Raw genomic sequence first — 24,912 nt, 5'->3', positions numbered from 1 at the left:
CGGTCGCCCAGCTCCGGGCGGCCGCGCGCAACCGCCCGCCCGTGATCTCAGCCCGGCAGGGCTTCGGTCCGGTTGTCGGGAAGCGGTGGGACGGTCGGCCTCGCGATGGTCACTGTGTGACCTGACGCGCTGGTCCGCGTCTCCAGCGGGCCGTCCATGTCCGGCCCGGGTTGAGGACCCTGATCGAACAGGACGACGTACCCAGCTGACAGGCCGAGGTGGTTCAGGTAGCCATCCAGCTCCGACGGACGCGCCGAAGCCGGGATCATGTAACACCGCCCCGCGGTGTTGAACCTGCGTCCTGCCACAGTCTGGCCTCCACCACCAACCGCCATCCCGATCACCGCAGCTTTACGGAGCACACCACGTCGATAGCTACGCCAGGCGTGGCGACTTCGATATAGTAGTCAACGGCCATGACGGTCATATCGAAGTCGACAACGTGGAGATGGCGGTTGGTGCGATGGCGTACACCGGGAAGGTCACGAGTGCCGAGTCGCTGGGACGCATCCTGGCGCAGGCCCGCCTGCTGTCTGGGCTGAGCCAGCGCGAGCTCGCCCGCAGGTTGGGAACCACGCAGAAGTACATCTGGGAACTGGAGGCCGGCAAGCCATCGATCGTCATGGACCGCCTGTTCGCCGCCATGCGCGCCACCGGGATGGAACTGGCCGCCACCATCACACCCCCGGACGACGCTGCGACCGGCAACCACGCCGACCACCGTGCCAGCGACGTCCCCAGCTCCGATCAGACCGGTCCAGGCGATGGCTGACCTGGTCGTCGATCTGTACGGAACTCGAGTGGGGGTACTCGCCGGCCCTTCGCACACCTTCGACTTCCTGACCGATCCGGCCGCCGTCACCGCCTTCGGTCTCGACAGCACCGTTCTCTCCGCGGCGATCCCGTTCACGGCGGTACCCACCCGAACACGCAGGGACCGGCGGCAGAACTTCTTTCGAGAACTGCTTCCCGAGGGACGGATGCTCACCCGGCTCGCCGAGCAGGCTGACGTCGCCGAACGGGACGTCATCGGCCTGCTGCGCCGGTATGGCCGCGATGTCGCCGGCGCCCTGCAGATCTGGGACCCGGACCTCCCCGGCGAACCAAAACAACCCACGCTGGAGCCACTGTCCACCGCCGGCGTTGCCGACATGCTCACTCATGTCAGGCGTGAGCCGCTCGGCAACCATCCATCCACCGGGAAGACCTCGCTGGCCGGCGTTCAGGACAAGATCGTGCTCGCCAGGACCGGCGGTGGCTGGAACCGAGTGATCGATGGATGGCCGTCCACCCACATCCTCAAACCGCGATCGCAGGACCATCCAACAACGATCTACGACGAGGAATACGGCGCACGTATCTCCCGCGCCACCAGCCTGACCAGCCACGACACGTGGATCGAACAGTTCGACGGCGTGCCCGCCGTCGTCATCGAACGCTACGACCGTGCTTCGGACGCCCCGCAGGGTCGCCTCCACCAGGAGGACTTCAACCAGGTCCTCGGCGCGTCCGGCAACCAGAAGTACCAGAAGTACGGCGGACGGGTCAGTCTTGAACGCATCGCCCGCGTGTTCGCGGTGGCCGGTGACAGCGACTCGCTGCGGCGCCTGTTCATCCTTGTCGTCGTCTCGGTCGCCGTCGGCAACCTCGACCTGCACGCGAAGAACATCTCGCTGGTGCACCGCCCCGACAGCTCGATGACGCTCAGCCCCGCCTACGACGTCGTTCCGCAGGCGCATCTACCCACCGATGGAGAGGTCGCCCTCGCCATCAACGGCGAGTACCGCCACTCCGCGCTCACCCTCGATCACCTCACGTCAGAGGGTCATGCCTGGGGCCTCGCCGACGCGAACAGCATTGCCGACGCAGCGCTGGCCACGGTGCTCGCCCTCACGACATCGCAGGACCCGCACCCCGAGGCCCACCCCGAACTTGCTCACGACATCGCCAGGTTCACCACCAACCTGCTTTCCGGCCGCGCCGTCAGTGGCGAGTGAGACACTCCGTCACCCACCAGCCCGATCACCGCAACTCCACGGACCACACCAACCAGACCGACCGGCCAGGTCGCCACCGACCGCCAACGTGTACACGTGCGATCGCTGACCGATGAACCCGCGATGAGAAAGGTGCCGCGAGTTGACTCCTGGTCCCCGCGACTCGGTGGTGCGGGCACTCGCTGACCTGTTGGTGAGCACGTTTGCGGACCGAGTACTGCGGGTCGCGATCGATGGGCCCGATGCCGCCAGCAAGATCATCCTGGCAGACGAGACGGCCGGTGTGGTCGCCAGCCTGGGCCGGCCTGTGATCCGCGCCGGCGTCGACGGCTTCCACAACCCCCAGGTCATCCGCCGACGCCGAGGATCACATTCTCCGGACGGCTACTTCCTCGACGCCTTCGACTACACCGCCGCGCGGCATCTCCTGATCGACAACGAGCACCCGGATGTTCCCCGCGTCCTGCGCTGGGCGGCTGACGCCGCTGGACGCACCTGCCCGCCGTAGCCGGTGAGTAGCACGGTTGGCGCCATCCACGACTGGCACCGGAGCGGACCTGCGACCCAGCGGGGCGACCGCCCGGAAACGACGCTGGTCGGTCGTCAGGATCGGCTGCCCGGGGACAGGCCCCGGGCAGCCGCGCGAGGACAGGCCGCGGTCAGCTGCAGCCGCTGGTGGAGCCGCACTGCTCGCAGACGTAGCAGCTGCCGGCCGGGCGCATCGTCACACCGCAGGTGAAGCACAGCGGGGCGTCGACCACCGTCTGGGCGATCAGCGACTCACCGGGCGAAGCGAGACGCAGTTCCCGGGCCACGTACTCCGGCCCGTGCCCGTGCCCGTTCGCGTGCGCCACCCCGTTGCTGTGCGCGGTCGGGGCGGTCGGCGCTGGCGGGGTGGTGGACGGAGCCTCGGTCACGATCTCCGGTGCCACCGCGGTCGGGGCCTCGTCGGCGGGAGCGGCCGGGACGACGGGGGTGCCGTACTGGCCGGCGACGGCGCGGGTGCGCTCGGCGGCGGTGGAGATGCCGAGCTCGGCGCGATGGTCGGCGTCGAGGTAGTCCAGGGCCAGGCGACGGAACAGGTAGTCCATGATCGACTGGGCGATCCGGACGTCCGGGTCGTCGGTCATGCCGGCGGGCTCGAAGCGCATGTTGATGAACTTGCTGACGTAGGCCTCGAGCGGCACGCCGTACTGCAGGCCGATGGAGATCGCGATGGCGAACGCGTCCATCACACCGGCCAGTGTGGAGCCCTGCTTCGACATCTTGATGAAGACCTCGCCGAGGCCGTCGTCCGGGTAGGAGCCGGCGGTCAGGTAGCCCTCGGCGCCACCGACGGCGAACGACACCGTCTGGGACGGGCGGGTCTTCGGCAGTCGACGGCGCACCGGCCGGTACTCGACGTCAGCCGCGAGGGCGACGGGTGCCGCCTGCACGGCACCGGCACCGGACATGGCGGCGCTGGCGGCGGCCGCGTCCGCGTCCCGCTTGGCGCCCTTGACGTCCGTCAACGGCTGGCCGACCTTGCAGTTGTCACGGTAGATGGCCAGGGCCTTGAGGCCGAGCCGCCAGCCGGCGAGGTAGATCTCCTCGACCTCCTCGACGGTGGCCGTCGAGGGCATGTTCACCGTCTTGGAGATCGCACCGGACAGGAACGGCTGCACCGCGGCCATCATCCGGACATGCCCCATCGGGGAGATCGCCCGCTCGCCGATCGCGCAGTCGAACACCTCGTAGTGCTCCTGGCGCAGACCCGGGGCGTCGACGACATGCCCGTGCTCGGCGATGAACTCGACGATCGCCTCGATGGTCTCCTCGGTGTATCCCAGGGCGCGCAGCGCCGCCGGCACCGTCTGGTTGACGATGCGCATGCTGGCACCGCCGACCAGCTTCTTCATCTTGACCAGGGCGAGGTCCGGCTCGATACCGGTGGTGTCGCAGTCCATCGCGAGACCGATGGTGCCGGTCGGGGCGAGCAGGCTGACCTGGGCGTTGCGCCAACCGTGCTTGTCACCGACGGACTGTGCCTTCGCCCACTCCCTCGACGCGGCGGCCAGCACGCGGGTGTCCTCACCGTGCGCGGCGCGGACGGTGTCACTCGCGGCGGCGTGCTTGCGCACGACCCGGCGGTGCGCGTCGGCGTTGCGGGCGAACCCGTCGTAGGCGCCGACGATGGCGGCGAGCTCGGCGGAACGGCGGTAGGCGGTGGCGCTCATCAGCGAGGTGATCCCCGCGGCGAGCGCCCGTCCGCCGTCGGAGTCGTACGCCCGGGCGCTGGCCATGAGCAGCGCGCCCAGGTTCGCGTAGCCGATACCGAGCTGCCGGTAGGCACGGGTGACCGTGGTGATCTCGGGCGTCGGGAAGTCCGCGAAGCAGATCGAGATGTCCATCGCGGTGATGATCAGTTCGACGGCGGCGACGAACGCGTCGGCGTCGAACGTCCGGTCCGGGCGCAGGAACTTCAGCAGGTTCAGCGACGCCAGGTTGCAGCTGGAGTTGTCCAGGTGGACGTACTCGCTGCACGGGTTGGACGCGCTGATCCGGCCGGTCTCCGGGCAGGTGTGCCAGTCGTTGATGGTGCCGTCGTACTGGATGCCCGGGTCGGCGCAACCCCAGGCCGCGTCGGCGATCGTGCGGAACAGCTTCCTCGCGTCGATCGTCTCGATCGTGCGGCCGTCCAGCCGGGCGCGCAGGGCGAAGTCCTGACCGTCGACGACGGCGTTCATGAACTCGTCGGTGACCCGCACCGAGTTGTTGGCGTTCTGGTACTGCACCGAGGCGATGTCGCGCCCACCGAGGTCCATGTCGAAGCCGGCGTCGCGCAGCGCCCGGATCTTGTCCTCTTCCCGGGCCTTCGTCTCGACGAACTCGACGATGTCCGGATGGTCGACGTCCAGCACGACCATCTTGGCGGCCCGCCGGGTCGCCCCACCCGACTTGATCGTCCCGGCCGACGCGTCGGCGCCCCGCATGAAGCTCACCGGCCCGGACGCGGTGCCCCCCGAGGAAAGCAGCTCCTTCGACGAGCGGATCCGCGACAGGTTCAGCCCCGCCCCCGATCCTCCCTTGAAGATCAGGCCTTCTTCCCGATACCAGTTGAGAATCGACTCCATCGTGTCATCAACTGAAAGAATGAAACAGGCCGAGACCTGCTGTGGTGCCGAGGTGCCGACGTTGAACCAGACCGGCGAGTTGAAGCTGAAGACCTGGTGGAGCAGCATCCAGGCCAGTTCGTGCTCGAAGATCTCGGCGTCGGCGTCACTGGCGAAGTAGCCGTGTTCCCGTCCGGCGGCGGTGTAGGTGAGCACGACCCGGTCGATGAGCTGGCGCAACGAGGACTCCCGGACCGGCGTGCCGATCGCGCCGCGGAAGTACTTGCTCGTCACGATATTGGAGGCGTTGACCGACCAGAAGTCGGGAAACTCCACCCCGCGCTGCTCGAAGTTGACCGAGCCGTCCCGCCAGTTGGTCATGACGACGTCCCGGGACTCCCAGGTGACCTCATCGTACGGATGGACCCCGGCGGTCGTCCGCGAACGGCGAATCCTCAGCCCGGACGGCCTGGCCGCCGCCTTGCTCGCCTTCGTGCCGCGGCTATCGGTCATGACGCTCCTCGTGGTGTTCTTGTACTCTTCGGCGCACTGCTTTTCGGCGCGGGCCGGCTCGCCATGACGCGACGGCCGCGCTGTGTCTGAGATGCCCGCGCACCACCGACCGCGGCGGCTACTCGGCCGGCACCCAGGACGGGCGGGCCGTAGCGGCATGGCGAATCTGGGCATACGGGATAAATCCACGTCGGCGGGGTCAGGTCGTCCCAGAACTCACCGGGGCGGACCGGCGTGGCGAGGTCGTGCTTCCAGAACTCGAGGTACGAGCGATGCGGGCCGGGGCCGCGATCAGCCGTGCTCGGCCGCGACCTCGACCAGGGGGCCGGGCGCCCGCGCGCCGCCGCCCGGCGGGCCGGCGCCGTTCGGGCCGGTGCCATGGAGCGCGGAACGGGACGAGCCCACCCCGAACGGACCCTCACCCGCCGGATCGGCGGGACTGGCCGGGTGGGCGGCCTCACGGCGGGAGGTGGATGTCTCCGCCCGCAACGCCGAGATCGCGTTCTCGAAGTCGGTGAGCGACTCGAAGGCGAGATACACCGACGCGAACCGCAGGTAAGCCACCTCGTCAAGCTCCCGCAGCGGGCCGAGGATCGCCCGGCCGATCGCCTCGGCGGGAACCTCCGCGGAGCCCGCGGAGCGCACCGCGTCCTCCACGCGCTGCGCGAGCAGGGCGAGATCGTCATCGCGCACCGGTCGGCCCTGGCAGGCCTTGCGCACGCCGGCGACCACCTTCGCCCTACTGAACGGCTCAGCCACCCCGCTGCGCTTGACCACCCGCAGCGAGGCCTCCTCCATCGTCGTGAACCGACGCCCGCACGACAGGCAGGAACGCCGCCGGCGGATCGCCGAGCCTTCTTCGGCCTCCCGGCTGTCGACGACGCGACTGTCCGGATGCCGGCAGAACGGGCACCGCACGCGTTGACGCCTCCTCAGCCCGGACCGGCAGACCATCCTCGACGCTACCCTCGACGCACCAGATGTTGTGCCCAACCCTAGCGCACCACACCATGGCTGGGGCAACGACCCCCCACAGTGCCACGCTGGGACACCCGTGCGCGGATGGTCCGCAACCGTCCGCGAGCACCGCCGTGCCGGCCGGGACCGTGGGATACCGGCAGGTCACCGCGACAACCGGCCGGCCGCCAGGCCGAGGACTCAGGGTGTTCGACCCGTCGGGGGTACCCGGCCGCCACGCCCCGCCACGACCCGCCACGACCGGCACAGCCCGCTCCAGCCGGCGTTCGCGACCGCGCCGACCTCATTCCAGCAGCAGGAACTCACCGGGGACGAGGTCGGGCGAGGACAGGTGGTTGACCCGCATCAGCCGGTCGACCACGGCCCCGGTGTCGGCATCGGGATCGAGCGCGACGGCGATCTCCCGGAGGGTCTCCCCCGCCACGACCAGATGCCCGCGCCGCGGCTCATCCGCCCGCCCCAGCGACGCACGCGGCACCATCACCATGAGCGCGGCCGCGACACACAGCGTGATGACCGCGACGACGACCACCCGACCCCGCCGGGTCAGCCGCAGCGGCGGCTCGGCGCCACCCCCGACCCGGGAACCCGCCACGCCCCCGGAAGCCGCCACGGCTCCGGAAGCCCCCACCGTGCCCCGAAACCCCATGGACGGATGGCACGCCCACCCGCCGGCGCCACCGCGCCGCTGGGCCCGCACCACCGCCAGATCGACGACCCGCGTCGCGTGGTCCACACTCACGACAGCCTCCCGGAGCTAGCGGACAGGAGCCGGTTACGAACTCCCGTTCGATCGAACTACTGGTCGATTGTGACACGGGCTCGCGGGGAGAGGAAGAGACACGCTCGAACAGACGTTTGAGATTCCGCGACCATCCGGTTACCGTCAAGACGATCAGGTGTGGACCGGACGATCCCCCCGGTCGCGGACACTGCACGCCGTGGCGAGGCTGGGCACCCCAGGTGACCGGCGATCGCGTGGAATCACGGTCCGCGACCCGGGGTCGCCGGCCGGCCACTACGCGGTATGCGACGAGGAGAGCGGTAAGCGATGACCACCCAAAGCAGGGGAACGCGCCGAGGCGGTGCCCGCGGCAACGTGCGGCCCTTCCCGGACAACCCCGCGGACGCGCCCGGACTGACCCCCCGGCAGCGCAAGGTGCTCGAGGTCATCCGGGCGGCCGTGGAGCGGCGCGGATACCCGCCCAGTGTGCGGGAGATCGGCGAGGCCGTCGGGCTCACCAGTACCAGCAGCGTGGCGCACCAGCTGAAGATGCTGGAGGAGAAGGGCTACATCCGGCGCGACCCGAACCGGCCGCGGGCGATGGAGGTGCTCGGCGCCGACCGCCCGCGCCGCGCCGGTGGCGGTGGGAGCGCCGCGACGGTGGTGCCGGCGTTCCCCGGCGAGGCGCCGGCCGCCCCCGGTGCCGCCAGCGATCCGCAGGCGACATACGTGCCCGTGCTCGGGCGGATCGCCGCCGGTGGGCCGATCCTGGCCGAGCAGGCCATCGAGGATGTCTTCCCGTTGCCGCGGGAGATCGTCGGCGAGGGCACACTGTTCCTGCTGCGGGTCGTCGGCGAGTCGATGGTGGGCGCGGCGATCTGCGACGGCGACTGGGTGGTCGTACGCCAGCAGCCGGTGGCGGACAACGGCGAGATCGTCGCCGCCATGATCGATGGTGAGGCCACGGTCAAGCGCCTGCGAGTGCGCGACGGCAAGGTGTGGCTGCACCCGGAGAACCCGAGCTTCAGTGACATCCCGGGTGAAGGCGCGTCCATCCTCGGCCGGATCGTCGCGGTGCTGCGCCGGGTCTGACGGGCGATGGCCGGCCGCCTGGAGGCGGCCGGCCAGTTCGGGTGGAGGTCAGAGCCGGGGTGCCCGGCCCCCGCTCAGGCGCGGAACATGTCGAGATCCGCGGCGAGCGCCGCTGAGACCCGAGCCGTCAGGCGCGTGCCGTCACCGGTGTGTTCCTGACTCAGAACCTCGCCGATGGCGTGAATCCGCGAGACGAGGTCACCCCGCGTGTACGGGAGCAGGACCGTGAGCTCCACGTCCGGATGTGGCACCCGCAGGCTCAGGGCCTCGACGAGCGCGTTGAGGCCGTCTCCGGTGCGCGCGGAGACGAACACCGCGTCCGGGGCGAGCTGGCGCAGTTCGGCCAGCACCGTCGGTTCGGCCGCGTCGACCTTGTTGACGACGATCAGCTCGGGTACGCCGCCCGCGTCGATGTCGTTGAGGACCTCGCGCACCGCCGAGATCTGCCCGGCCGGATCCGCGGCGGAGCCGTCGACCACGTGCAGGATGAGATCGGCATCGGCGACCTCCTCCAGAGTGGAGCGAAACGCCTCGACGATCTGGTGCGGCAGGTGACGGACGAACCCGACCGTGTCGGTCAGGGTGAACGCCCGCCCGTCGGGCAGGGTCGCCCGGCGCACGGTCGGGTCAAGGGTGGCGAACAGCGCGTCCTCCACCAGCACTCCGGCACCGGTGAGCCGGTTGAGCAGCGAGGACTTGCCGGCGTTAGTGTAGCCGGCGATCGCCACCGACGGCGCCTCGCCGCGGCGCCGCGACGAACGCTTGGTCTCCCGCACGGTCGACATCTCGGCCAGGTCACGACGTAGCCGGGCCATCCGCGCCCGCAGCCGACGCCGGTCTGTCTCGATCTTGGTCTCACCGGGGCCGCGGGTACCGATCGGTGCCCGACCACCGCCGCTGGCGGCGGCCCGGGACATGGATTCACCCCAGCCACGCAGCCTCGGCAGCATGTACTGCAGCTGGGCGAGTTCGACCTGCGCCTTGCCCTCTCGGGACGTGGCGTGCTGGGCGAAGATGTCGAGGATCAGCGCCGTACGGTCGATCACCTTGACCTTGACGATCTCCTCGAGCTGGCGGAGCTGGCCCGGGGTGAGCTCACCGTCGCAGATCACCGTGTCGGCGCCGGTCGCGGCGACGACCTCGGCCAGTTCCCGCGCCTTGCCCGAGCCGACGTAGGTCGCGGCGTCCGGCCGGTCACGGCGCTGCACGAGGGCGTCGAGCACGGCCGAACCCGCCGTCGTGGCCAGGGCCGCGAGCTCCGCCATGGACGCCTCGGCCGCCCGCAGCGAGCCCGACATCCACACCCCGATGAGCACGACCTGCTCCAGTCGGAGCTGCCGGTACTCGACCTCGGTGACATCTTCGAGTTCGGTCGCCAAGCCCGGCACGCGGCGCAGAGCCACGCGATCCGCCAGGTCGAAACCGTCACCCGAATCGGCGAAGAAACCAGAAAGTCCCGCCGTATCGTCGTCGGCGAGTTCGATGAGTGATCTGTCCATGGTGGACGCATCCAGGGCGTCGGCAGGAAGTGTCATACCATCCGTTCTCAACGCGGCCCGCTGCCGCGGCATTCCGCGTCGCTTCGTTTGGCCAGGTCACGCGCGTGTGCGGCGACCATCGGAAGGGCTGCGCGACCCGCGTACCGCGGGCGGCGGTCGTCCTTCCGTCGTCTGCCAGGGTCCCACGCCGACGCGGCGATCGCGAATGGTTTCGGGCGGATCTCCGGCGGTGTTCGATCCCGGTCGATGCCCTGTGCCAGGCCGCCGGTCGGCCGAGATGGCGCGTAGCGTCGGGCTCGTGTATCGCGAGCGCCGCGCCGTCGGGCTGCCGGCCACCGTCTGGATCGCCCGATCGGACCGGCCCGATCAGGCGATCCACGCCGGCCCGGGCGGTCAGATCGGCGAGGCGCACCGGGTGCTTCCCGACGGCGGCATCGACATCATCTGGAGCTCGGATGGCCGGCTGATCGTCGCCGGTCCGGATACCGCCGCCACCGTCGTGCCCTGGGCATCCGGGGTCCACCACGTCGGCGTCCGGTTCGATCCCGGTCACGGTCCGGCCCGGCTGGGCACCCCGGCCGCGGCGCTGCGCGACGGCCGGATCGACCTGGCCGCGCTGTGGGGCGACGGCCCGGCCCGGCGCCTCGCCGACCAGGTCGCCGCCGCCGGGCCGCAGACCGCGGCCCGGGCGGTGGCCATCCAGACGGCGCTGCTCGAACGGGAGCCGGATACGCGGCTGTCCGACCCGATGACGCCGGTGATCGTGTCCGCCGTGCGGGCGCGCGTGACGGTGGGCGCGCTGGCCCGGTCGGTCGGGTTGAGCGAACGCCAGTTGCTGCGCCGCAGCCGGCGGGTCTTCGGTTACGGCCCGAAGACCCTGGGCCGCGTCCTGCGTCTGCAGGAGGCGTTGCGCACCGCCCGGTCCGGCCACGGGCTCGCCCTGACGGCCGCCCTGTCCGGCTACGCCGATCAGGCCCATCTCGCCCACGAGGTGCGGGCGCTCACCGGCCTCACCGCCACCGACCTGCTCGCGTCCGCCAGGGGCGCACCGACCGTGGACGCGTCGCCGCCGCGTTGACGGCCCACGAACCAGGTGGACGAGCCGTGGTCAGGAACTCGCCGGGACGGTGGCCGCGAGCGGTGCGTACAGGTCGACGGTGTTGCCGTCGGGGTCGACGATGCTCGCGTAACGCTGGCCCCAGAAGGCATCCCACGGCGCCAGGTGGCTCTCGTACCCGGCAGCGACCAGATCCCCGTGGACGGCGTCGACCTCGGCCGGGTCCGCGCAGGCGAAAGCGAGGCTGATCCGACCCTGACCGGCGCTGGCCGGCGCCCAGGCCGGATCGAAGGAACGGATGGTGTCCTCGGTGTCGAACAACAGCCGTTGCCCGCCGGGCAGGGCGACCTCGACGTGCGGTTCGGCGTCGGCCGCGGCCGGGATGGCAAGCCCCAGCCGACGATAGAAGGCCAGGCTGCGGGCCAGGTCGGAGACGATCAGCCCAGTGCCGTTGAAGGTGACTGTCATGACCGCAGGCTAGGCTCGCCCGCCGGCGCCGGTCTTGTCGGAATCGGACCCGTACCGCCGAGCATCCCGATCCGCACCGCCCCGTCGAAGACCAGCTCGGCCGGCCCCCGCAACAACACCGTGTCGGCCCGCCACCGAACGTTCAGCGCCCCACCAGGCACGTCCACCGCCACCTCGACCTCACCGCCACCGACACCGCCACCAGCACCAGCGGCGCCACCGGCATCGCCCGCGGGAGCAGCCGCGGCCCCGCCGGTGGGGCGGCGACCGTGGCGGTCGGCCCAGGCCACGGCCGCGGCGCAGGCACCCGTGCCGCAGGAGGCCGTCTCCCCGACCCCGCGCTCATAGACCCGCATCGCCACGCCGCCACCCGGGCGATCCACGACGATCTCGACGTTGACTCCCTCGGGGAAGTCGTCGACGCGAAACCGCGGCGCCCGGCTCAGGTCGAGACCACGCAGCGCCGCGACGTCCAGATCGTCGGCGAAACAGACGGCGTGCGGGTTGCCCATCGACACGGCGACGGCGTCGAACTCCCGCCCGGCGACGCTGACCGGCGGCGCGAACGGGCCCGCCGCGGCCCGCGTGGCGAAGGACGGCGGGCCCATCTCCACGGTGACGTCCCCGACCGGCGGCACCTCGACGCGGCGCAGGCCCGCCCGGGTCGCCAGCACGAAGCCGCCGGGGCGGACATAACCGGCCTCGACGAGGTAGCGGGCGAACACCCGGGCCCCGTTGCCGCACATCTGGGCGAGCGAACCATCGGCGTTGCGGTAGTCCATGAACCAGCGGGCCGAACCGACGAACGGCACCGCCTCCGGTGCCGCGGCCGACAGCACGACCCGCAGGACACCGTCCGCGCCGATACCGGTACGCCGGTCACACAACGCCCGGACCAGCTCCGGGGTCAGGTCCAGATCGCCGTCCGGATCGGGCAGGATCACGAAGTCGTTGCCCGTGCCCTGCCCCTTGACGAACCGCAACTGCTGGTCATCGCGCACCGGCACATCGTACGGGCGTGCCCGCGGCCGCTCAGCCCGGCTCAACGCGGTTCAGCCCGCTGCGGTTCGGTCTGGCTGGGTTCGGCTCAGCTTCGTGGTCCGGCGGCCGACACCCAGGCTCGCAGCCGCTCGTCGGTGCGTTGCGACGGACGGTGCCAGCGCTCCGGGCGACCCCGACCGAGCGCGATCATCCGGGCGTCCTCGACGGGGACGGGCGGGCAGAACACCGGGCCGATGGCACGGTCGCAGCCCAGGTCATGGACCCGGGTGGCGAGGCGGGCGGAGTCCACGCCGTCGGCGACGACGGTCAGCGCCCGGCTGTGCGCGAGGCGGACGATCGCCGCCACGACCGCCTCCCCCTCCAGGTCACGCATGGTGGCCTGGAGATACAGACCGTCCAGCTTGACGAGGTCGAGCGGCAGCAGATCGAGCACGGCCAGGGAACCGAACCAGGTTCCGAACGACTCGACCGCGAGCGCGACACCGAGGGCGTGCAGGTGGGCCAGCAGGCCCGGCACGACCGGAGCGGCCAGGCCCAGCGCCCGTTCGCTGAACTCCAGGCCGATCGCGCCGGCGGGTAGCAGCCGCCCGGACATCAGCCGGTCCACCTCGGTGACGAAGGCGGGACTGGCCAGCTGGCGTCCGTCGATGTTCACCCAGAGCCGAGGCGGACGGATCGGGGTGCCGACCGCCATCCGATGCCAGGTCCGGGCCTCGGTCACCGCCATCCGCAGCACCCACTGGTCGACCTGGTGGACGAGCCCGGCCGCCGCGGCGATCGGCATGAACTCCGCAGGACCCAACACCCCCCGCTCGGGATGCTGCCACCGCGGGTGCGCCTCCATCCCGGGCACCGAACCGGTGCGCAGATCCACCTCGGGCTGGAAGTGCAGCCGCAGCGAGCCATCGTCGAAGGCCGCGTAGAGCGCGGGGACGAGAGTCAGGTCAGGTGGCAGACCACCGGCGGTGGCGGGCACGGTCACAGCGATCTCTCCAGACGCCGCGCGGGACAGGCCGCCGCGGGCCGGATTCCATGCCGCCGCGGCCCTGCGACGACCACGTCCCCGGCGATCGGACGAACCGGTCACCCGTCAGATCGAACCACCAGCCGCAGCGCCTGTGTGACGTCCGGTTGGTTCAGCCACGATATCCGGTTATCCCGGCGAAACCAGGATCTTTGCCGCCTGGCGAAACGCCGCGTCGCGGAAATTGTGGCCAGCTTGGCCTGATCTGTGGACTCCATTGCGCCGTCCATCCAGGCGAGGAGTTGAGCGTATCCGAGCGCACGTGACGCCGTGCGACCTTCCCGAAGACCGCACTCCACCAACTGACGCACTTCTTCGGGAAAACCCGCGTTCCACATTCTGTCCACCCGTTGGGTGATGCGCTCGTCGAGATCGTCTCGGTCCACGCCTATCTGGACGACGTCATAGACCGCGCGTTGTTCCGGCAGGGTCGCCGCGTAATCCCCGGTCAGTTCGACGACCTCAAGGGCCCGCACGATCCGCCGACCGTTGCTGGGCAGGATCGCCTCGGCGGCCCGCGGCGCCCGACGGGCCAGCTCCGCGTGCAGCTCCCCCGAGCCGCGGCGGGTCAGCTCGGCCTCCCATCGGGCGCGCACCACCGGGTCGGTGCCCGAAAAACTGAGATCATCCAGGGCGGCCCGCACGTACAGTCCCGAGCCGCCGACGAGCACCGGGACCCGTCCGGCCGCCAGCAGCGCGTCGATCACCCGCCGGGCGTCCCGCTGGAAACTCGCGACATCGGCGGCGTGCGTGACGTCCCAGACGTCGAGCAGATGGTGCGGCACGCCGCGGCGCTCGTCCAGGCGGACCTTGGCGGTACCGATGTCCATCCCACGGTAGAGCTGCATCGAGTCGGCGTTGACGACCTCACCGCCGAGCGCGAGCGCGAGCGCGATGCCCAGGTCGCTCTTGCCCGCCGCCGTGGGCCCCACCACCGCCACCACCGGGCCCCGCGGCACCGGCCGCCGCGTACCTCCCGCGCCCGCCGTACTCCCCGCACTCGCCGACCCGTTCGTCACGATCAGGATCGTGCCACGGCCATCGGATGCCGGCGGGCCCAGGCCGCTCCCGGTGGATCTCCGGCCAACCCCCACCGCCGATAACGGACCCCCGGGCCCCGACAGTCACCCATCCGGCCAGAAGATCACGATATGCGATGGTCGCCCGGGCCGTGCGCGGCGGCCGGGAGCTACGCGGGTCGCCACGAGGGGCGGTTCAGGCCGCTCCGGACACCTGGGCCTGGGCATGGCCCTCGGCATGGGCCCGAGTCTCGGCCTCGGTCTGGGCTTCGGCCTGGGCTTGCCGGTCGGGTTGCCAGAAGCGGAGGAGGAGGTCGGCGAGGGCCTGCGGGCTGTCGGCGGCCGGGTCGTGGCGGGCGGCGGGAATCACCTCGTAGTGGGCGGCGAGTCGCCGAGCCATGTCGGCCTGGACGGCCGCCGGCCAGCCGTCGTCGCCGTCACCATGTGCCACCAGGACGGGCAGCCCCGTCAGGCGGGCCACCGCGGCCAGTTCGTCCACCTGGTCTGGCGCCGACAGCAACTGGTCACTCACCGCGACGAGACCCGCGCGGTGATGCGCGAAGAAACGTCGGCGCAGAAACGCGTCGGTGTGGTCGGGGCGGGGGCGCGCGACGGCCTGCAACGTCGCCCACACCGCCGGCTGCCCGTCCTGGCGCAGTACCCGCGCGACCGTGCGCAGCGCCGCGCGGCGGCGTCCGACGATACCCGCGGGCCCGGAGGACAGCAGGGTCAGCGTGCGCACCGCGGTGGGTTCGGCGAGTACCGCGGCCCGCGCGACCAGACCACCGAAGCTGTGCCCCACCAGGTGCACCGGTCCGCCACCGAGCGCCGCCGCCACCCGGTGGACGTCCCCGGCGAGCGCGGTCAGCGCATAACCCTCGACATCGTCCGGTCCGGGCGATTCGTACTGGCCGCGCTGATCCAGAGCGGTCACGTCGAACCCGGCGGCGACCAGCGCCGGCATGACCGGCAGCCAGTCCTCCTTGCTCGCGGCGAACCCGGCGAGCAGCAGCACCACCGGACCCGCCGGCACCTCGGCCCGCAGCGCGGCCAACCCCGCTACCTCGGTACGCCGAATCCCCGCTGGCAGGTCACACGCGCAATTCCTCACGACCCGCATCCCCCCGGATCCACACGGCTACTAGATAGCCGACACCGTAGGGCGCGTCGTCGTATCGGAGCTCGCCGTTCCACACCGCGCGACGCGTGTCGTCCCGACTCACGGCGGTACCAGCCGATGCGGAGGTCACGGTGGTACCGGAGGTCACGGTGGTACCGGAGGTCGCGGCGAGCAGGGCGCCGGCCAGGACCTGCCAGGATGCGCGTCCGGCCGCGAGCAGGTCGCGGGCGAGTACCGGGTCGAGGTCAAGCAGGCCGGCCGGGTCGACGCCGGCCAGGGCGGTCGCGACGGCCGCGTCGAAGGGCGCCGCCCGCTTGTCCAGATGGCCGGGGGCCTTGATGCCGCGGCGGGCGGAACCGTCCCCCATCACCAGCAGTCCGAGCCGCTCGTCCGGCGCGCTGCCCGTGACCAGACGTTCCCCCAGCTTGGCGGCCTGGCTCGGTGAGTACACCGCCGGCACGCCCAGCGCCGCGCGGGCGCCCGTGAAGCCACTGTTCGCCAGCAGCCAGGCACCAGCGGTGAGGGACAGGGGCAGCGACGGGTCGGGGCTTGCCTCCGGCGGTGCCGCCTGGCCGTGGACGAGCGGGACGACGAGGTCCACGCCGTAGCCGGCATACGTGCCGGTGGCGGTGGGACCGTACTCGATCCCGCCGGTCTCGGACGCGGCCACCGTCGCGGCCTCGGAGCCGGCGTCGCCGACGATGACGATCCGGTCCAGGCCCGCCGCGGTCAGCCGGCGCACCGCGTCGAGTGCGATCGGACGCACCGCCACCGGCTCGGCCCCACCCACTTCGGGGACGAGCAGCGGCGGATGCGGGCAGACCGCCGCCGCGACGAACGTCACCGCGGACCAGCTGCGGGAACGCCGACACAGCAGGCGTCCGCCGACGCGGTGGACGACGACGCGGCGTCCAACGGCGCGGTGGACGGCGGCTGCGGTGAAGTCGGGTCGGGTCGGCGGGCCGGCATGCCGAGCGAGACGGCCGGCCGGTTCGCCGCCGTGGGCGTCGTCGCCTGGTTGGACTGCTCCCAGGCGTCCCCGGCGCGGGTCCGCCGCCAGGCGAGCACCGGCCCGTCCGCCGTCAGATGGTGCGGTGCGCCCCTGGTCACGACGGTCTCCACCACGTCCCCGGGACGGATGTCGCGCGCCACGATGGTCCTCGGGCGCTCGTCCAGCGGGCCGGTGGCGAGCTCGGCGGCGCGGAAGTGGACGAGCCGGCCGTCGCGGGCACGCCCGGACAGTCGCCCGGTGGCGTCGTCCTTGCGACCCTCGCCCTCGGCGACCACCAGCTCGACCCGGCGCTCGACCAGCGCGCGGTTGTGCGCCCAGGAGATCTCATCCTGGAGGGCGACCAGCCGGGCGTAGCGTTCGGTGACCGTGGCCCGGTCGACCTGCTCGTCCATGGTGGCCGCGGGGGTGCCGGGGCGCGGCGAGTACTGGAAGGTGAACGCGCCGGAGAAGCGCGCCTCGCGCACGACGTCCAGGGTGTCGCTGAAGTCGGCCTCGGTCTCGCCCGGGAAGCCCACGATGATGTCGGTGGTGATCGCGGCGTCGGGCATCGCGGCGCGGACCCGGCTGATGATGCCGAGGTAGCGGTCCCGCCGGTAGGAGCGGCGCATCCGGCGCAGCACCGCGTCCGAACCGGACTGCAATGGCATGTGCAGCTGGTGGCAGACGTTCGGGGTGGTGGCCATCGCCTCGATGACGTCGTCGGTGAAGTCCCGCGGATGCGGCGAGGTGAACCGCACCCGCTCGAGGCCCTCGACGGCGCCGCAGGCCCGCAGCAGTTTCGCGAACGCGCCCGGATCACCGAGGGAGCGGCCATAGGAGTTGACGTTCTGGCCGAGCAGGGTGATCTCCAGGACGCCCTCGGCGACCAGCGCCTCGACCTCGGCGAGCACGTCGCCGGGCCGACGGTCCCGCTCGACGCCGCGCAGGCTCGGCACGATGCAGAAGGTGCAGGTGTTGTCGCAGCCCACGCTGATGCTGACCCACGCCGCGTGATGGCTGGCCCGCCGCGTCGGCAGGGTGCTGGGGAAGACCTCCAGGGCCTCGGCGATCTCCAGCTGGGCGGTGGCGTTGTGCCGGGCGCGTTCGAGCAGCACCGGCAGCCGGTGCAGGTTGTGCGTGCCGAAGACAACGTCGACCCACGGGGCGCGGCGCAGGATCGTCGCCCGGTCCTTCTGCGCCAGGCAGCCGCCGACGGCGATCTGCATGCCGGGATGACCCTTCTTCACCGGCACGAGCTGGCCGAGGTTGCCGTACAGCCGGTTGTCGGCGTTCTCCCGGACGGCACAGGTGTTGAACACGACGACGTCCGGCTCGGCACCGCTGGCCGCCGGGACGTAGCCGGCGGATTCGAGCAGCCCGGCGAGCCGTTCGGAGTCATGAACGTTCATCTGGCATCCGAACGTGCGTACCTCGTAACTGCGGCCGGTCACACCTACCAGCCTACGGGGACCCGAGCGGACACATCATGACAGCGCCCACCGACGACGGCGCGTCATCGCGATGTTTGCGGGAACGATCGACATACTGCCGACATCACGTGCGCTTGCTCGTGTTTGCGACAGGTCGGCTACGGCACGCGCATCCACCCGGTGGTCGGGACACCGCCGGGCCGTGCCGTCGCCCCCGACTGTCGGGATCGCGACTCCTGCGCGCGTCCGGCGGCATGGTTCGCCGTGGATCGGGATTATCGACCCATCACCCACCGTTTCCGTTCCCGCGTCAGGAGGATCGAGTGCCCCTGGTGAGCCTGGAAGGGGTCGGCAAGTCGTTCGGCGCCAACCGTGTGCTGTCCGACATCAACCTGTCGGTGGAATCCGGTGAGGTGGTCGTCGTCATCGGGCCGTCCGGTTCCGGCAAGTCGACGATGTGCCGGTGCATCAACCGGCTTGAGACGATCGACGAGGGCCGCATCCTGTTCGAGGGCCGGCCGCTACCGGCCGAGGGGCGCGAGCTGGCCCGGATGCGTGCCCGGGTCGGGATGGTGTTCCAGTCGTTCAACCTGTTCGCGCATCGGACGATCCTCGACAACCTGACGCTCGGGCCGGTCACGGTGCTCGGCCGCAAGCGATCCCAGGCCGAGGAACGGGCCCGGGAGCTGTTGGAGCGGGTGGGTATCGCGGACAAGGCCGACCAGCTACCCCGGCAGCTCTCCGGTGGCCAGCAGCAGCGGGCCGCGATCGCCCGGGCCCTCGCGATGGACCCGGTCCTGATGCTGTTCGACGAACCGACCTCCGCCCTTGATCCGGAAATGATCTCCGAGGTGCTCGACGTCATGCGGGCGCTGGCCAGCAGCGGCATGACCATGATCGTCGTCACGCACGAGATGGGCTTCGCCCGTTCCGCCGCCGACCGGGTCGCGTTCATGGCCGACGGCCGGATCGTGGAGACGGCCCCGCCAGCGACCTTCTTCGACGCACCGACCTCGGAGCGGGCCCGGGATTTCCTCGGCCGCGTGCTGCGGCACTGAGCGGCGCCGCCCGCATCCCCCGCTTCCCGTCTCCAGTCTCCCGCTTCTTTCCCGCTTCGGCAGCCCGACGGCTCGCGCACCACGCCCCGCCCCCCACGGAAGGAATGGTTCATGCGCACAGTGTTCAGGCAAGGTCGACCGGCTGGTCGAGGTCATCGGTCGTACCGGCGAGGTGGCGCGCTCGCCCTCGGCGTGGCGCTGCTGGCCACGCTGGGGCTGTCCGCCTGCGGCAGCGACGGCGACGACACCGCGGCCGCGCCGAGTGCCACCGCCAGTTTCGCGCCCGGCACGACCATGGCCCGCCTGCACGACGCCGGCAAGATCACCATCGGCACCAAGTTCGACCAGCCGCTGTTCGGCCTGAAGAACCTCAGCGGCAACCCCGAGGGCTTCGACGTCGAGATCGCCAAGATCATCACTGGCGCCCTGGGTGTTCCCACGGACAAAATCAACTTCGTGGAGACCGTGTCCGCGAACCGGGAGCCCTTCATCGAGCAGGGCCGGGTCGACCTGGTGGTCGCCACCTACACCATCAACGACAAGCGCAAGAAGGTCATCGACTTCGCCGGTCCGTACTACGTCGCCGGACAGTCGATCATGGTGAAGAAGGACAACACCGATATCACCGGCAAGGAATCACTGGCCGGCAAGAAGGTCTGCTCGGTCAGCGGCTCGACGCCAGCCGAGAACATCCGCACCCAGGTACCGACCGCCAAGCTCGTCCTGTTCGACGTCTACAGCAAGTGCGCGGACGCCCTGAAGAACGGCCAGGTCGACGCGGTCACCACCGACAACGTGATCCTGCTCGGCCTCATCGACAAGGACCCGGACGCGTTCAAGCTCGTCGGCGAGCCGTTCACCAAGGAGCCGTACGGCATCGGGATCCGCAAGGGCGACACCGCGTTCCGAACCTTCATCAACGACACCCTCGAGGCGTCCTACCGCGACGGCCGCTGGGCGAAGGCGTTCAGCAGCACCGTCGGCAAGGTCGAGAAGTCCACGCCGACCCCGCCGCCGGTGGACCGCTACACCTCCTGACCCTCCGCAACTCCTGATTCACCGCAACACCTGACTCGCCGCGCCACGCGGCAGCTCGCTGCGGGCGGAGACGGTTGCCCGAACCGTCTCCGCCCCAACCGTCTCCGCCCGCAGCGACAAGGAGTTCGCGATCGACACCGTCCTCGACAACCTCGACATCTTCGCCGAAGGCTTCCGCCGCACGGTGGGGCTGAGCCTGTTCGCCGCGGTGGCGGCGCTGATCGGCGGCACCCTGCTCGCGACGATGCGGGTCGGGCCGGTCCCGCCACTGCGCTGGGCCGGTACGGCCTATGTGCAGCTCGTCCGCAACACCCCGCTGACGGTGGTGTTCTTCTTCGTGGTGTTCGTCCTGCCGCGGCTGGACATCGTGTTCTCGTACTTCACCTTCGCCGTCCTCGCGCTGTCGATCTACCATGCGGCGCTGGTCTGCGAGGCGGTGCGCGCCGGCATCAACGGCGTGGACGTCGGTCAGGCGGAGGCGGCACGGGCGCTGGGCCTGACCTTCCGGCAGAACCTGCGCCTGGTCGTGCTGCCCCAGGCGCTGCGGGCCGTCCTGCAGCCACTCGGCAGTGTGATCAGCGCGCTGATCCGCAACACCTCGATCGCCGCGGCCTTCGGCGTCCAGGAACTGACCGGGGTGGTGCAGCGGCTGACCACGGCGAATCCGGACGCCGTGGTCGCCGTTCTGCTCGGCGGCGTCGTCGGCTACCTGATCCTCACCCTGGCGCTCGCCAGCGGACTGGCGATCACCGAACGACGGCTGGAGCGGACGCGATGAGTGCAACACCGCTGGTCCTCGCCGACCCGCCCGGACCGCGGGGACGACGACGGATTCTGTACGGCAGCCTGGTCGCGCTGGCGGTGTTCGCGGGACTGCTCGCGCTCGCCCTGACCCGCCTGGCCGACAAGGGCCAGCTCGACGGTGAGCTGTGGCGGGTGTTCCTCGACCAGCCGGAACTGCGCACCCTGCTGTGGAAGGGGCTGCTCGCGACGTTGCGCGCCGCCGCCACCGGCATGGTGCTCGCCGTCGCACTCGGCCTGCTGCTGGCCCTGGGCCGGATGTCGAAGCGCCGTGTGCTGCGCTGGGCCGCCACCACCGCGGTGGAACTGCTGCGCAGCCTGCCGGTGCTGATGCTGATCCTGTTCGCCTACCTGGGGCTGCCGGCGCTCGGCTGGCAGGTCTCGACGTTCTGGGCCCTGGTCATCGGCCTGACGGCCTACAACGGCGCGGTGCTCAGCGAGATCTTCCGAGCCGGGGTCCGTTCGATCGACCGTGGTCAGACCGAAGCCGCCGCCGCCCTCGGCCTACGTCCGCTGCAGGTGTTCCGGCTCGTCCAGCTGCCGCAGGCGGTGCGACGGATGAGCCCGACCCTGATCAGCCAGCTGGTCACCCTGCTCAAGGACACCTCGCTCGGGTTCGTCATCGCCTACAGCGAGCTGCTGCGCTCGGGCCGCGGCGCGGTGGAGTTCCTCGGGAGCAGGTACGCCCTGCCCATTTACACGGTGATGGCGCTGATGTACATCGTGACCAACGGCCTGCTGTCGTTGCTGGCCCGGTGGCTGGACCAGCGACAGAGCCGCCGCCTTGGCACCGGGCGGTCCACCGTGGCGCTGGACGCCGCGGCCGGCAGCGCCGCGGGCTGATCAGCGGGCGGTACCCACCGCCCGGGTCTCCCGCACGACGGTCACCCGGATCTGGCCGGGATAGGTCAGCTCCTCCTCGATCTGGCGGGCGACGTCCCGGGCGAGCAGATGGGCGGCCGCGTCGTCGACCTCCTCGGGTACGACCATGACCCGGACCTCCCGTCCGGCCTGCATGGCGAACACCCGGTCGACGCCCGGCCGGTCGCCCGCGATCCGCTCGATGCGTTCGAGGCGCCGCACATAGGACTCGAGGCTGGCCCGACGGGCACCGGGCCGACCACCGGAGATCTGGTCGCCGGCCTGGGTGAGCACGGCGCACAGCGACCGCGGCGCCACCTCGTTGTGATGGGCCTCGATGGCGTGCACGACCTCCTCGGACTCGCCGTACCGGCGCGCCACATCCGCGCCGACGAGCGCGTGGGAACCCTCCGCCTCGTGGGTCAGCGCCTTGCCGAGGTCGTGCAGCAGCGCGGCCCGCTTGGCCAGGGGCAGCTCCAGCTGCAGCTCGGCGGCCATCAGGCCGGCCAGATGCGCGCTTTCGATCAGATGCGCGAGCACGTTCTGGCCGTAGCTGGTCCGGTAGCGCAGGCGCCCGAGCAGCACGATCAGCTCCGGGTGCAGCTCGGAGACTCCCGTCTCGACCAGGGCGTCCTCCCCCGCTCGCACACAGCGGGCCTCGACCTCCACCTGGGCGCGGGCGTGCTCCTCCTCGATCCGGTGCGGATGAATCCGCCCGTCGGCGACCAGCGCCGCGAGCGTGATCCGTCCGATCTCGCGGCGGACCGGATCGAAGCAGCTCAGCAACACCGCCTCCGGGGTGTCGTCGATGAGGACGTTCACCCCGGTCACGGACTCGAACGTGCGGATGTTGCGGCCCTCCCGGCCGATGATCCGCCCCTTCATCTCATCGCCCGGCAGCTGCAGGACGGTCACCACGGACTCGGTGGTCTGCTCGGAGGCCACCCGCTGGATCGCCGTGGTGACGATGCGCCGAGCCCGCTGTTCGCCCTCCTCCTCGGCTCGGGTCTCGATCTCTCGGACCCGTAGCGCCGCCTGGCGGCGGGTGTCCTGCTCGATGCTGGTGATCAGCTCCGCCCGGGCCTGCGCGGTGGTGAGCCCGGCGACGCGTTCCAGTGCCTGCCGCAGCCGCTCGTCACGTTCGTCCGCCTCGGCGGTGCGGCGGGCGCACTCCGCTTCCCGCTCGCGGAGCTCCTGGTCTCGGTGTGTCACCCGTTCGGACCGCTGGTCGATGTCCGCGACCCGCTCGTCGAGTTCGGCCACCCGCTGGTCAAGGCGCTGCTCCCGGGCCTCCAGCGCCTCCGCCCGAAGCCGCTGCTCGGCCCGGATCGCCGCCGCCTCCACCCGGACGGACTCCGCCTCGGCACGGGCCGTGTCGCGGGCGGCGGCCTCCAACCGCCGCGCCTCCGCGGTGGCCTGCGCCCGAGCCCGGTCACGCAGCGCCGCGGCCTCCTCGGCTCCCCGGCTCCGGATCTGCGCTGCCTCCCGCTCCGCCCGGACCAGCCGCTCCTGCGCCTCCCGCTCCGCCCGAGCCAGCACCGGCGCGGACTCGCCCGCCCCAGCCTCGATCGCCTCGACCTCGGTGCTCGCGGCCTCGGCGGTTGCGGCCTCGGCGGTTGCGGCCTCGGCGGTTGCGGCCTCGGCGGTTGCGGCCTCGGCGGTTGCGGCCTCGGCGGTTGCGGCCTCGGCGGTTGCGGCCTCGGCGGTTGCGGCCTCGATCGGCGTCCCAGACGGACCCGCGGAGGATGCCAGCGCCGGCTGTGACTTGTCGTCGGCCGACTGTCGCCGCGCGGGGCCTGCCGCGGCGGACGCGGGGAGCACTCGAACGGTCGGCTCTTCGTCCGCCCCGTCGGGCATGTCCGCCGTGGGGGGCAGGACACCACCCGATTCCAGGGGCAGGGACCTGGAACCGATGCCGAAGCCACGCACAACGTCACCGATCGCGGGCAACCTCGATCGCGCGCGCACCGGGCGCGGCCGCCGACCGTCGGGACGGGCGAGCCGGGCGACCATCACGACCAGCCCGGCGAGCACGAGTACAACGACGGACAGGACGATGATCAGGACGCCTTCCACCGCTGCTCCCTCCGCTGTCGTCCGGCTCGCGGGGGCGAGCTGAACCGAAGCGGCGAAGGATCCACGACCTGGCGCGGACACGGCCGTGGTGGGCGGCAGGCGAACGCCCCCACCGACCGGCGGGTTCGCTTCGACGCGCTCACACCAGACCATCAATGATGGACGAACGGTGAAGCGCACCGGCCTGGACATCCGCCGAAGACGGATGCCCACGTATGAAGGTGGATCGGCTATCTACATCGCGCTATCTGCACCGCGTCGCCGCGGGACCCTGTCACCTTTTCGACCCGAAGGGTAGATCATGACGGATTACCGCGTCAAGAAACTGTGGATATAGCTGGTCACGGGCCATCCGTCGCAATCGCGCCGTCGGACACGCCGGGTTACCAGTTCGCCTCCTCGTCCTCCAGGTCCAGCCCCGGCCCGCCCGGGCCAGGGCCATCGGGGCCAGGACCATCGAGATCGGGGCCATCGGTATCCGTGCCGCCGCGGCCCGCGCCACCGGTGTCATGATCATCTGCCGCGAGCTCCTCACGCACGACCCGCGAAGCCAACTGCGCCGAGTAGCCACGTCGAGCCAGCAGAGCCAGCAGCCGCCGGGCCCGCACCGGCGCGGGCAGCCCGCGCATCGCCGCGGACCGACGCCGCACCAGATCTCGGGCGACGTCCTCCTCCTCCGCGTCGCCCATGGCCTCGGTCGCGACCTGCACGACGTCGGCATCCACTCCACGGCGCCGAAGCTCCGCCGCCAGCGCCTGACGCCCCAGACCACGATGAGTGCACGCGGAGGAGACGTAGGCCGCGGCGAAAGCGCTGTCGTCCACCAGGCCGACCGCGGTCAGCCGGTCGAGCACTGTCTCCGCGACGTCGTCCGCCACACCGCGGCGGCGCAGGGTCGTGGCGAGCTCGGCCCGACTTCGTGCGCGGGTGGCAAGCTGACGCAGGCAGATCTCCCGCGCCACCGCCACCGGGTCGACGGCTCGGCCACCGTTGTCAGCCGGATCACGCCCGACAACACCAGCGGAGGTCGGGCCACGTTCGGCGTCCTGCCGACCCGTATGCATCCGCTAGA

Annotated in this window: 22 protein-coding genes; 9 read left to right on the top strand and 13 right to left on the bottom strand. The window is 71.3% G+C overall.

Annotated elements, in window-relative coordinates; translation table 11 throughout:
* Positions 1 to 463: 463 nt before the first annotated feature.
* The 3 genes from G6R24_RS01850 to G6R24_RS01840 all read left to right on the top strand — a co-directional run bounded on the left by G6R24_RS01850 (position 464) and on the right by G6R24_RS01840 (position 2,505).
* Positions 464 to 772, top strand: a complete 309-nt coding sequence (locus G6R24_RS01850) for a helix-turn-helix domain-containing protein (RefSeq protein WP_225438013.1) — start codon at positions 464 to 466, stop codon at positions 770 to 772.
* Positions 765 to 1,997: a type II toxin-antitoxin system HipA family toxin gene (locus tag G6R24_RS01845; RefSeq protein WP_163547425.1), complete on the top strand. Its 1,233-nt coding sequence runs from the start codon at positions 765 to 767 to the stop codon at positions 1,995 to 1,997. Before G6R24_RS01850 ends, G6R24_RS01845 begins: the two co-directional genes overlap by 8 nt.
* A 142-nt stretch (positions 1,998 to 2,139) precedes the next feature.
* The gene (locus tag G6R24_RS01840) at positions 2,140 to 2,505 is read left to right on the top strand and encodes a nucleoside/nucleotide kinase family protein (RefSeq protein WP_338084400.1); all 366 of its coding nucleotides are present in this window, start codon (positions 2,140 to 2,142) and stop codon (positions 2,503 to 2,505) included.
* Between the two features lie 151 nt (positions 2,506 to 2,656).
* On the opposite strand, the gene G6R24_RS01835 is transcribed toward G6R24_RS01840, so the two are convergent.
* From G6R24_RS01835 to G6R24_RS01825, 3 genes are all read right to left on the bottom strand, one after another.
* Positions 2,657 to 5,602 (bottom strand): vitamin B12-dependent ribonucleotide reductase, encoded by a 2,946-nt coding sequence (locus G6R24_RS01835; protein WP_163547424.1) that lies wholly within the window; start codon positions 5,600 to 5,602, stop codon positions 2,657 to 2,659.
* Positions 5,603 to 5,893: 291 nt separating this feature from the next.
* Positions 5,894 to 6,520, bottom strand: a complete 627-nt coding sequence (nrdR, locus tag G6R24_RS01830; RefSeq protein WP_163547423.1) for a transcriptional regulator NrdR — start codon at positions 6,518 to 6,520, stop codon at positions 5,894 to 5,896.
* Between the two features lie 343 nt (positions 6,521 to 6,863).
* Complete coding sequence (locus G6R24_RS01825) at positions 6,864 to 7,322, bottom strand: LysM peptidoglycan-binding domain-containing protein (protein ID WP_225438010.1); 459 nt, start codon at positions 7,320 to 7,322, stop codon at positions 6,864 to 6,866.
* 309 nt (positions 7,323 to 7,631) lie between these two features.
* On the opposite strand from G6R24_RS01825, the gene lexA reads away from it, so the two are divergent.
* The gene (lexA, locus tag G6R24_RS01820; RefSeq protein ID WP_163547422.1) at positions 7,632 to 8,396 is read left to right on the top strand and encodes a transcriptional repressor LexA; all 765 of its coding nucleotides are present in this window, start codon (positions 7,632 to 7,634) and stop codon (positions 8,394 to 8,396) included.
* A 74-nt stretch (positions 8,397 to 8,470) separates the two neighbouring features.
* On the opposite strand, the gene hflX is transcribed toward lexA, so the two are convergent.
* Positions 8,471 to 9,931 carry a GTPase HflX gene (gene hflX, locus G6R24_RS01815; RefSeq protein WP_163547421.1) on the bottom strand — a complete coding sequence of 487 codons (1,461 nt, stop codon included), beginning with the start codon at positions 9,929 to 9,931 and terminating at the stop codon, positions 8,471 to 8,473.
* 241 nt (positions 9,932 to 10,172) lie between these two features.
* Between hflX and G6R24_RS01810 the strand changes: the two genes are divergently transcribed.
* Positions 10,173 to 10,973: a helix-turn-helix domain-containing protein gene (locus G6R24_RS01810; RefSeq protein ID WP_175084794.1), complete on the top strand. Its 801-nt coding sequence runs from the start codon at positions 10,173 to 10,175 to the stop codon at positions 10,971 to 10,973.
* Between the two features lie 30 nt (positions 10,974 to 11,003).
* Here the strand turns inward: G6R24_RS01810 and G6R24_RS01805 are convergent, their stop codons facing one another.
* The 7 genes from G6R24_RS01805 to miaB form a co-directional block, all read right to left on the bottom strand.
* On the bottom strand, positions 11,004 to 11,420 hold the full coding sequence (locus G6R24_RS01805) for a VOC family protein (RefSeq protein WP_163547420.1): 417 nt from the start codon (positions 11,418 to 11,420) through the stop codon (positions 11,004 to 11,006).
* Positions 11,417 to 12,421 carry a diaminopimelate epimerase gene (gene dapF, locus G6R24_RS01800; RefSeq protein WP_225438008.1) on the bottom strand — a complete coding sequence of 335 codons (1,005 nt, stop codon included), beginning with the start codon at positions 12,419 to 12,421 and terminating at the stop codon, positions 11,417 to 11,419. The genes G6R24_RS01805 and dapF overlap by 4 nt, the downstream gene beginning before the upstream one ends.
* A gap of 86 nt (positions 12,422 to 12,507) precedes the next feature.
* On the bottom strand, positions 12,508 to 13,404 hold the full coding sequence (locus G6R24_RS01795; protein ID WP_163547419.1) for an EAL domain-containing protein: 897 nt from the start codon (positions 13,402 to 13,404) through the stop codon (positions 12,508 to 12,510).
* Between the two features lie 101 nt (positions 13,405 to 13,505).
* Positions 13,506 to 14,387, bottom strand: coding sequence for a tRNA (adenosine(37)-N6)-dimethylallyltransferase MiaA (gene miaA, locus G6R24_RS01790; RefSeq protein ID WP_175084796.1), 882 nt, complete (start codon positions 14,385 to 14,387; stop codon positions 13,506 to 13,508).
* Positions 14,388 to 14,661: 274 nt separating this feature from the next.
* Entirely contained in the window at positions 14,662 to 15,519 is an 858-nt protein-coding gene (locus G6R24_RS01785; RefSeq protein ID WP_225438005.1) for an alpha/beta fold hydrolase, read from the bottom strand.
* 37 nt (positions 15,520 to 15,556) lie between these two features.
* Complete coding sequence (locus tag G6R24_RS01780; RefSeq protein WP_163547416.1) at positions 15,557 to 16,429, bottom strand: class III extradiol dioxygenase subunit B-like domain-containing protein; 873 nt, start codon at positions 16,427 to 16,429, stop codon at positions 15,557 to 15,559.
* On the bottom strand, positions 16,426 to 18,027 hold the full coding sequence (gene miaB, locus G6R24_RS01775) for a tRNA (N6-isopentenyl adenosine(37)-C2)-methylthiotransferase MiaB (protein WP_163547415.1): 1,602 nt from the start codon (positions 18,025 to 18,027) through the stop codon (positions 16,426 to 16,428). The genes G6R24_RS01780 and miaB overlap by 4 nt, the downstream gene beginning before the upstream one ends.
* 302 nt (positions 18,028 to 18,329) lie before the next feature.
* Between miaB and G6R24_RS01770 the strand changes: the two genes are divergently transcribed.
* The 4 genes from G6R24_RS01770 to G6R24_RS01755 all read left to right on the top strand — a co-directional run bounded on the left by G6R24_RS01770 (position 18,330) and on the right by G6R24_RS01755 (position 21,746).
* The gene (locus tag G6R24_RS01770) at positions 18,330 to 19,064 is read left to right on the top strand and encodes an amino acid ABC transporter ATP-binding protein (protein ID WP_163547414.1); all 735 of its coding nucleotides are present in this window, start codon (positions 18,330 to 18,332) and stop codon (positions 19,062 to 19,064) included.
* Between the two features lie 111 nt (positions 19,065 to 19,175).
* Positions 19,176 to 20,102, top strand: coding sequence for a glutamate ABC transporter substrate-binding protein (locus G6R24_RS01765; RefSeq protein WP_163547413.1), 927 nt, complete (start codon positions 19,176 to 19,178; stop codon positions 20,100 to 20,102).
* Positions 20,103 to 20,259: 157 nt separating this feature from the next.
* A complete protein-coding gene (locus tag G6R24_RS01760) occupies positions 20,260 to 20,880 on the top strand; it encodes an amino acid ABC transporter permease (RefSeq protein WP_225438016.1) in 621 nt (206 codons plus the stop codon).
* Positions 20,877 to 21,746 (top strand): amino acid ABC transporter permease, encoded by an 870-nt coding sequence (locus tag G6R24_RS01755; RefSeq protein ID WP_163547412.1) that lies wholly within the window; start codon positions 20,877 to 20,879, stop codon positions 21,744 to 21,746. Before G6R24_RS01760 ends, G6R24_RS01755 begins: the two co-directional genes overlap by 4 nt.
* On the opposite strand, the gene rny is transcribed toward G6R24_RS01755, so the two are convergent.
* Both rny and recX read right to left on the bottom strand, forming a co-directional pair.
* Positions 21,747 to 23,840: a ribonuclease Y gene (gene rny, locus G6R24_RS01750; RefSeq protein WP_225438003.1), complete on the bottom strand. Its 2,094-nt coding sequence runs from the start codon at positions 23,838 to 23,840 to the stop codon at positions 21,747 to 21,749.
* 383 nt (positions 23,841 to 24,223) lie between these two features.
* Positions 24,224 to 24,904, bottom strand: a complete 681-nt coding sequence (gene recX / locus G6R24_RS01745) for a recombination regulator RecX (protein WP_163547411.1) — start codon at positions 24,902 to 24,904, stop codon at positions 24,224 to 24,226.
* Between the last annotated feature and the right edge of the window lie 8 nt (positions 24,905 to 24,912).

The sequence above is a fragment of the Candidatus Frankia nodulisporulans genome (genome assembly GCF_902806475.1).
Lineage (GTDB): Bacteria > Actinomycetota > Actinomycetes > Frankiales > Frankiaceae > Frankia > Frankia umida.
This window is presented reverse-complemented; position numbering and strand designations above follow the sequence as displayed.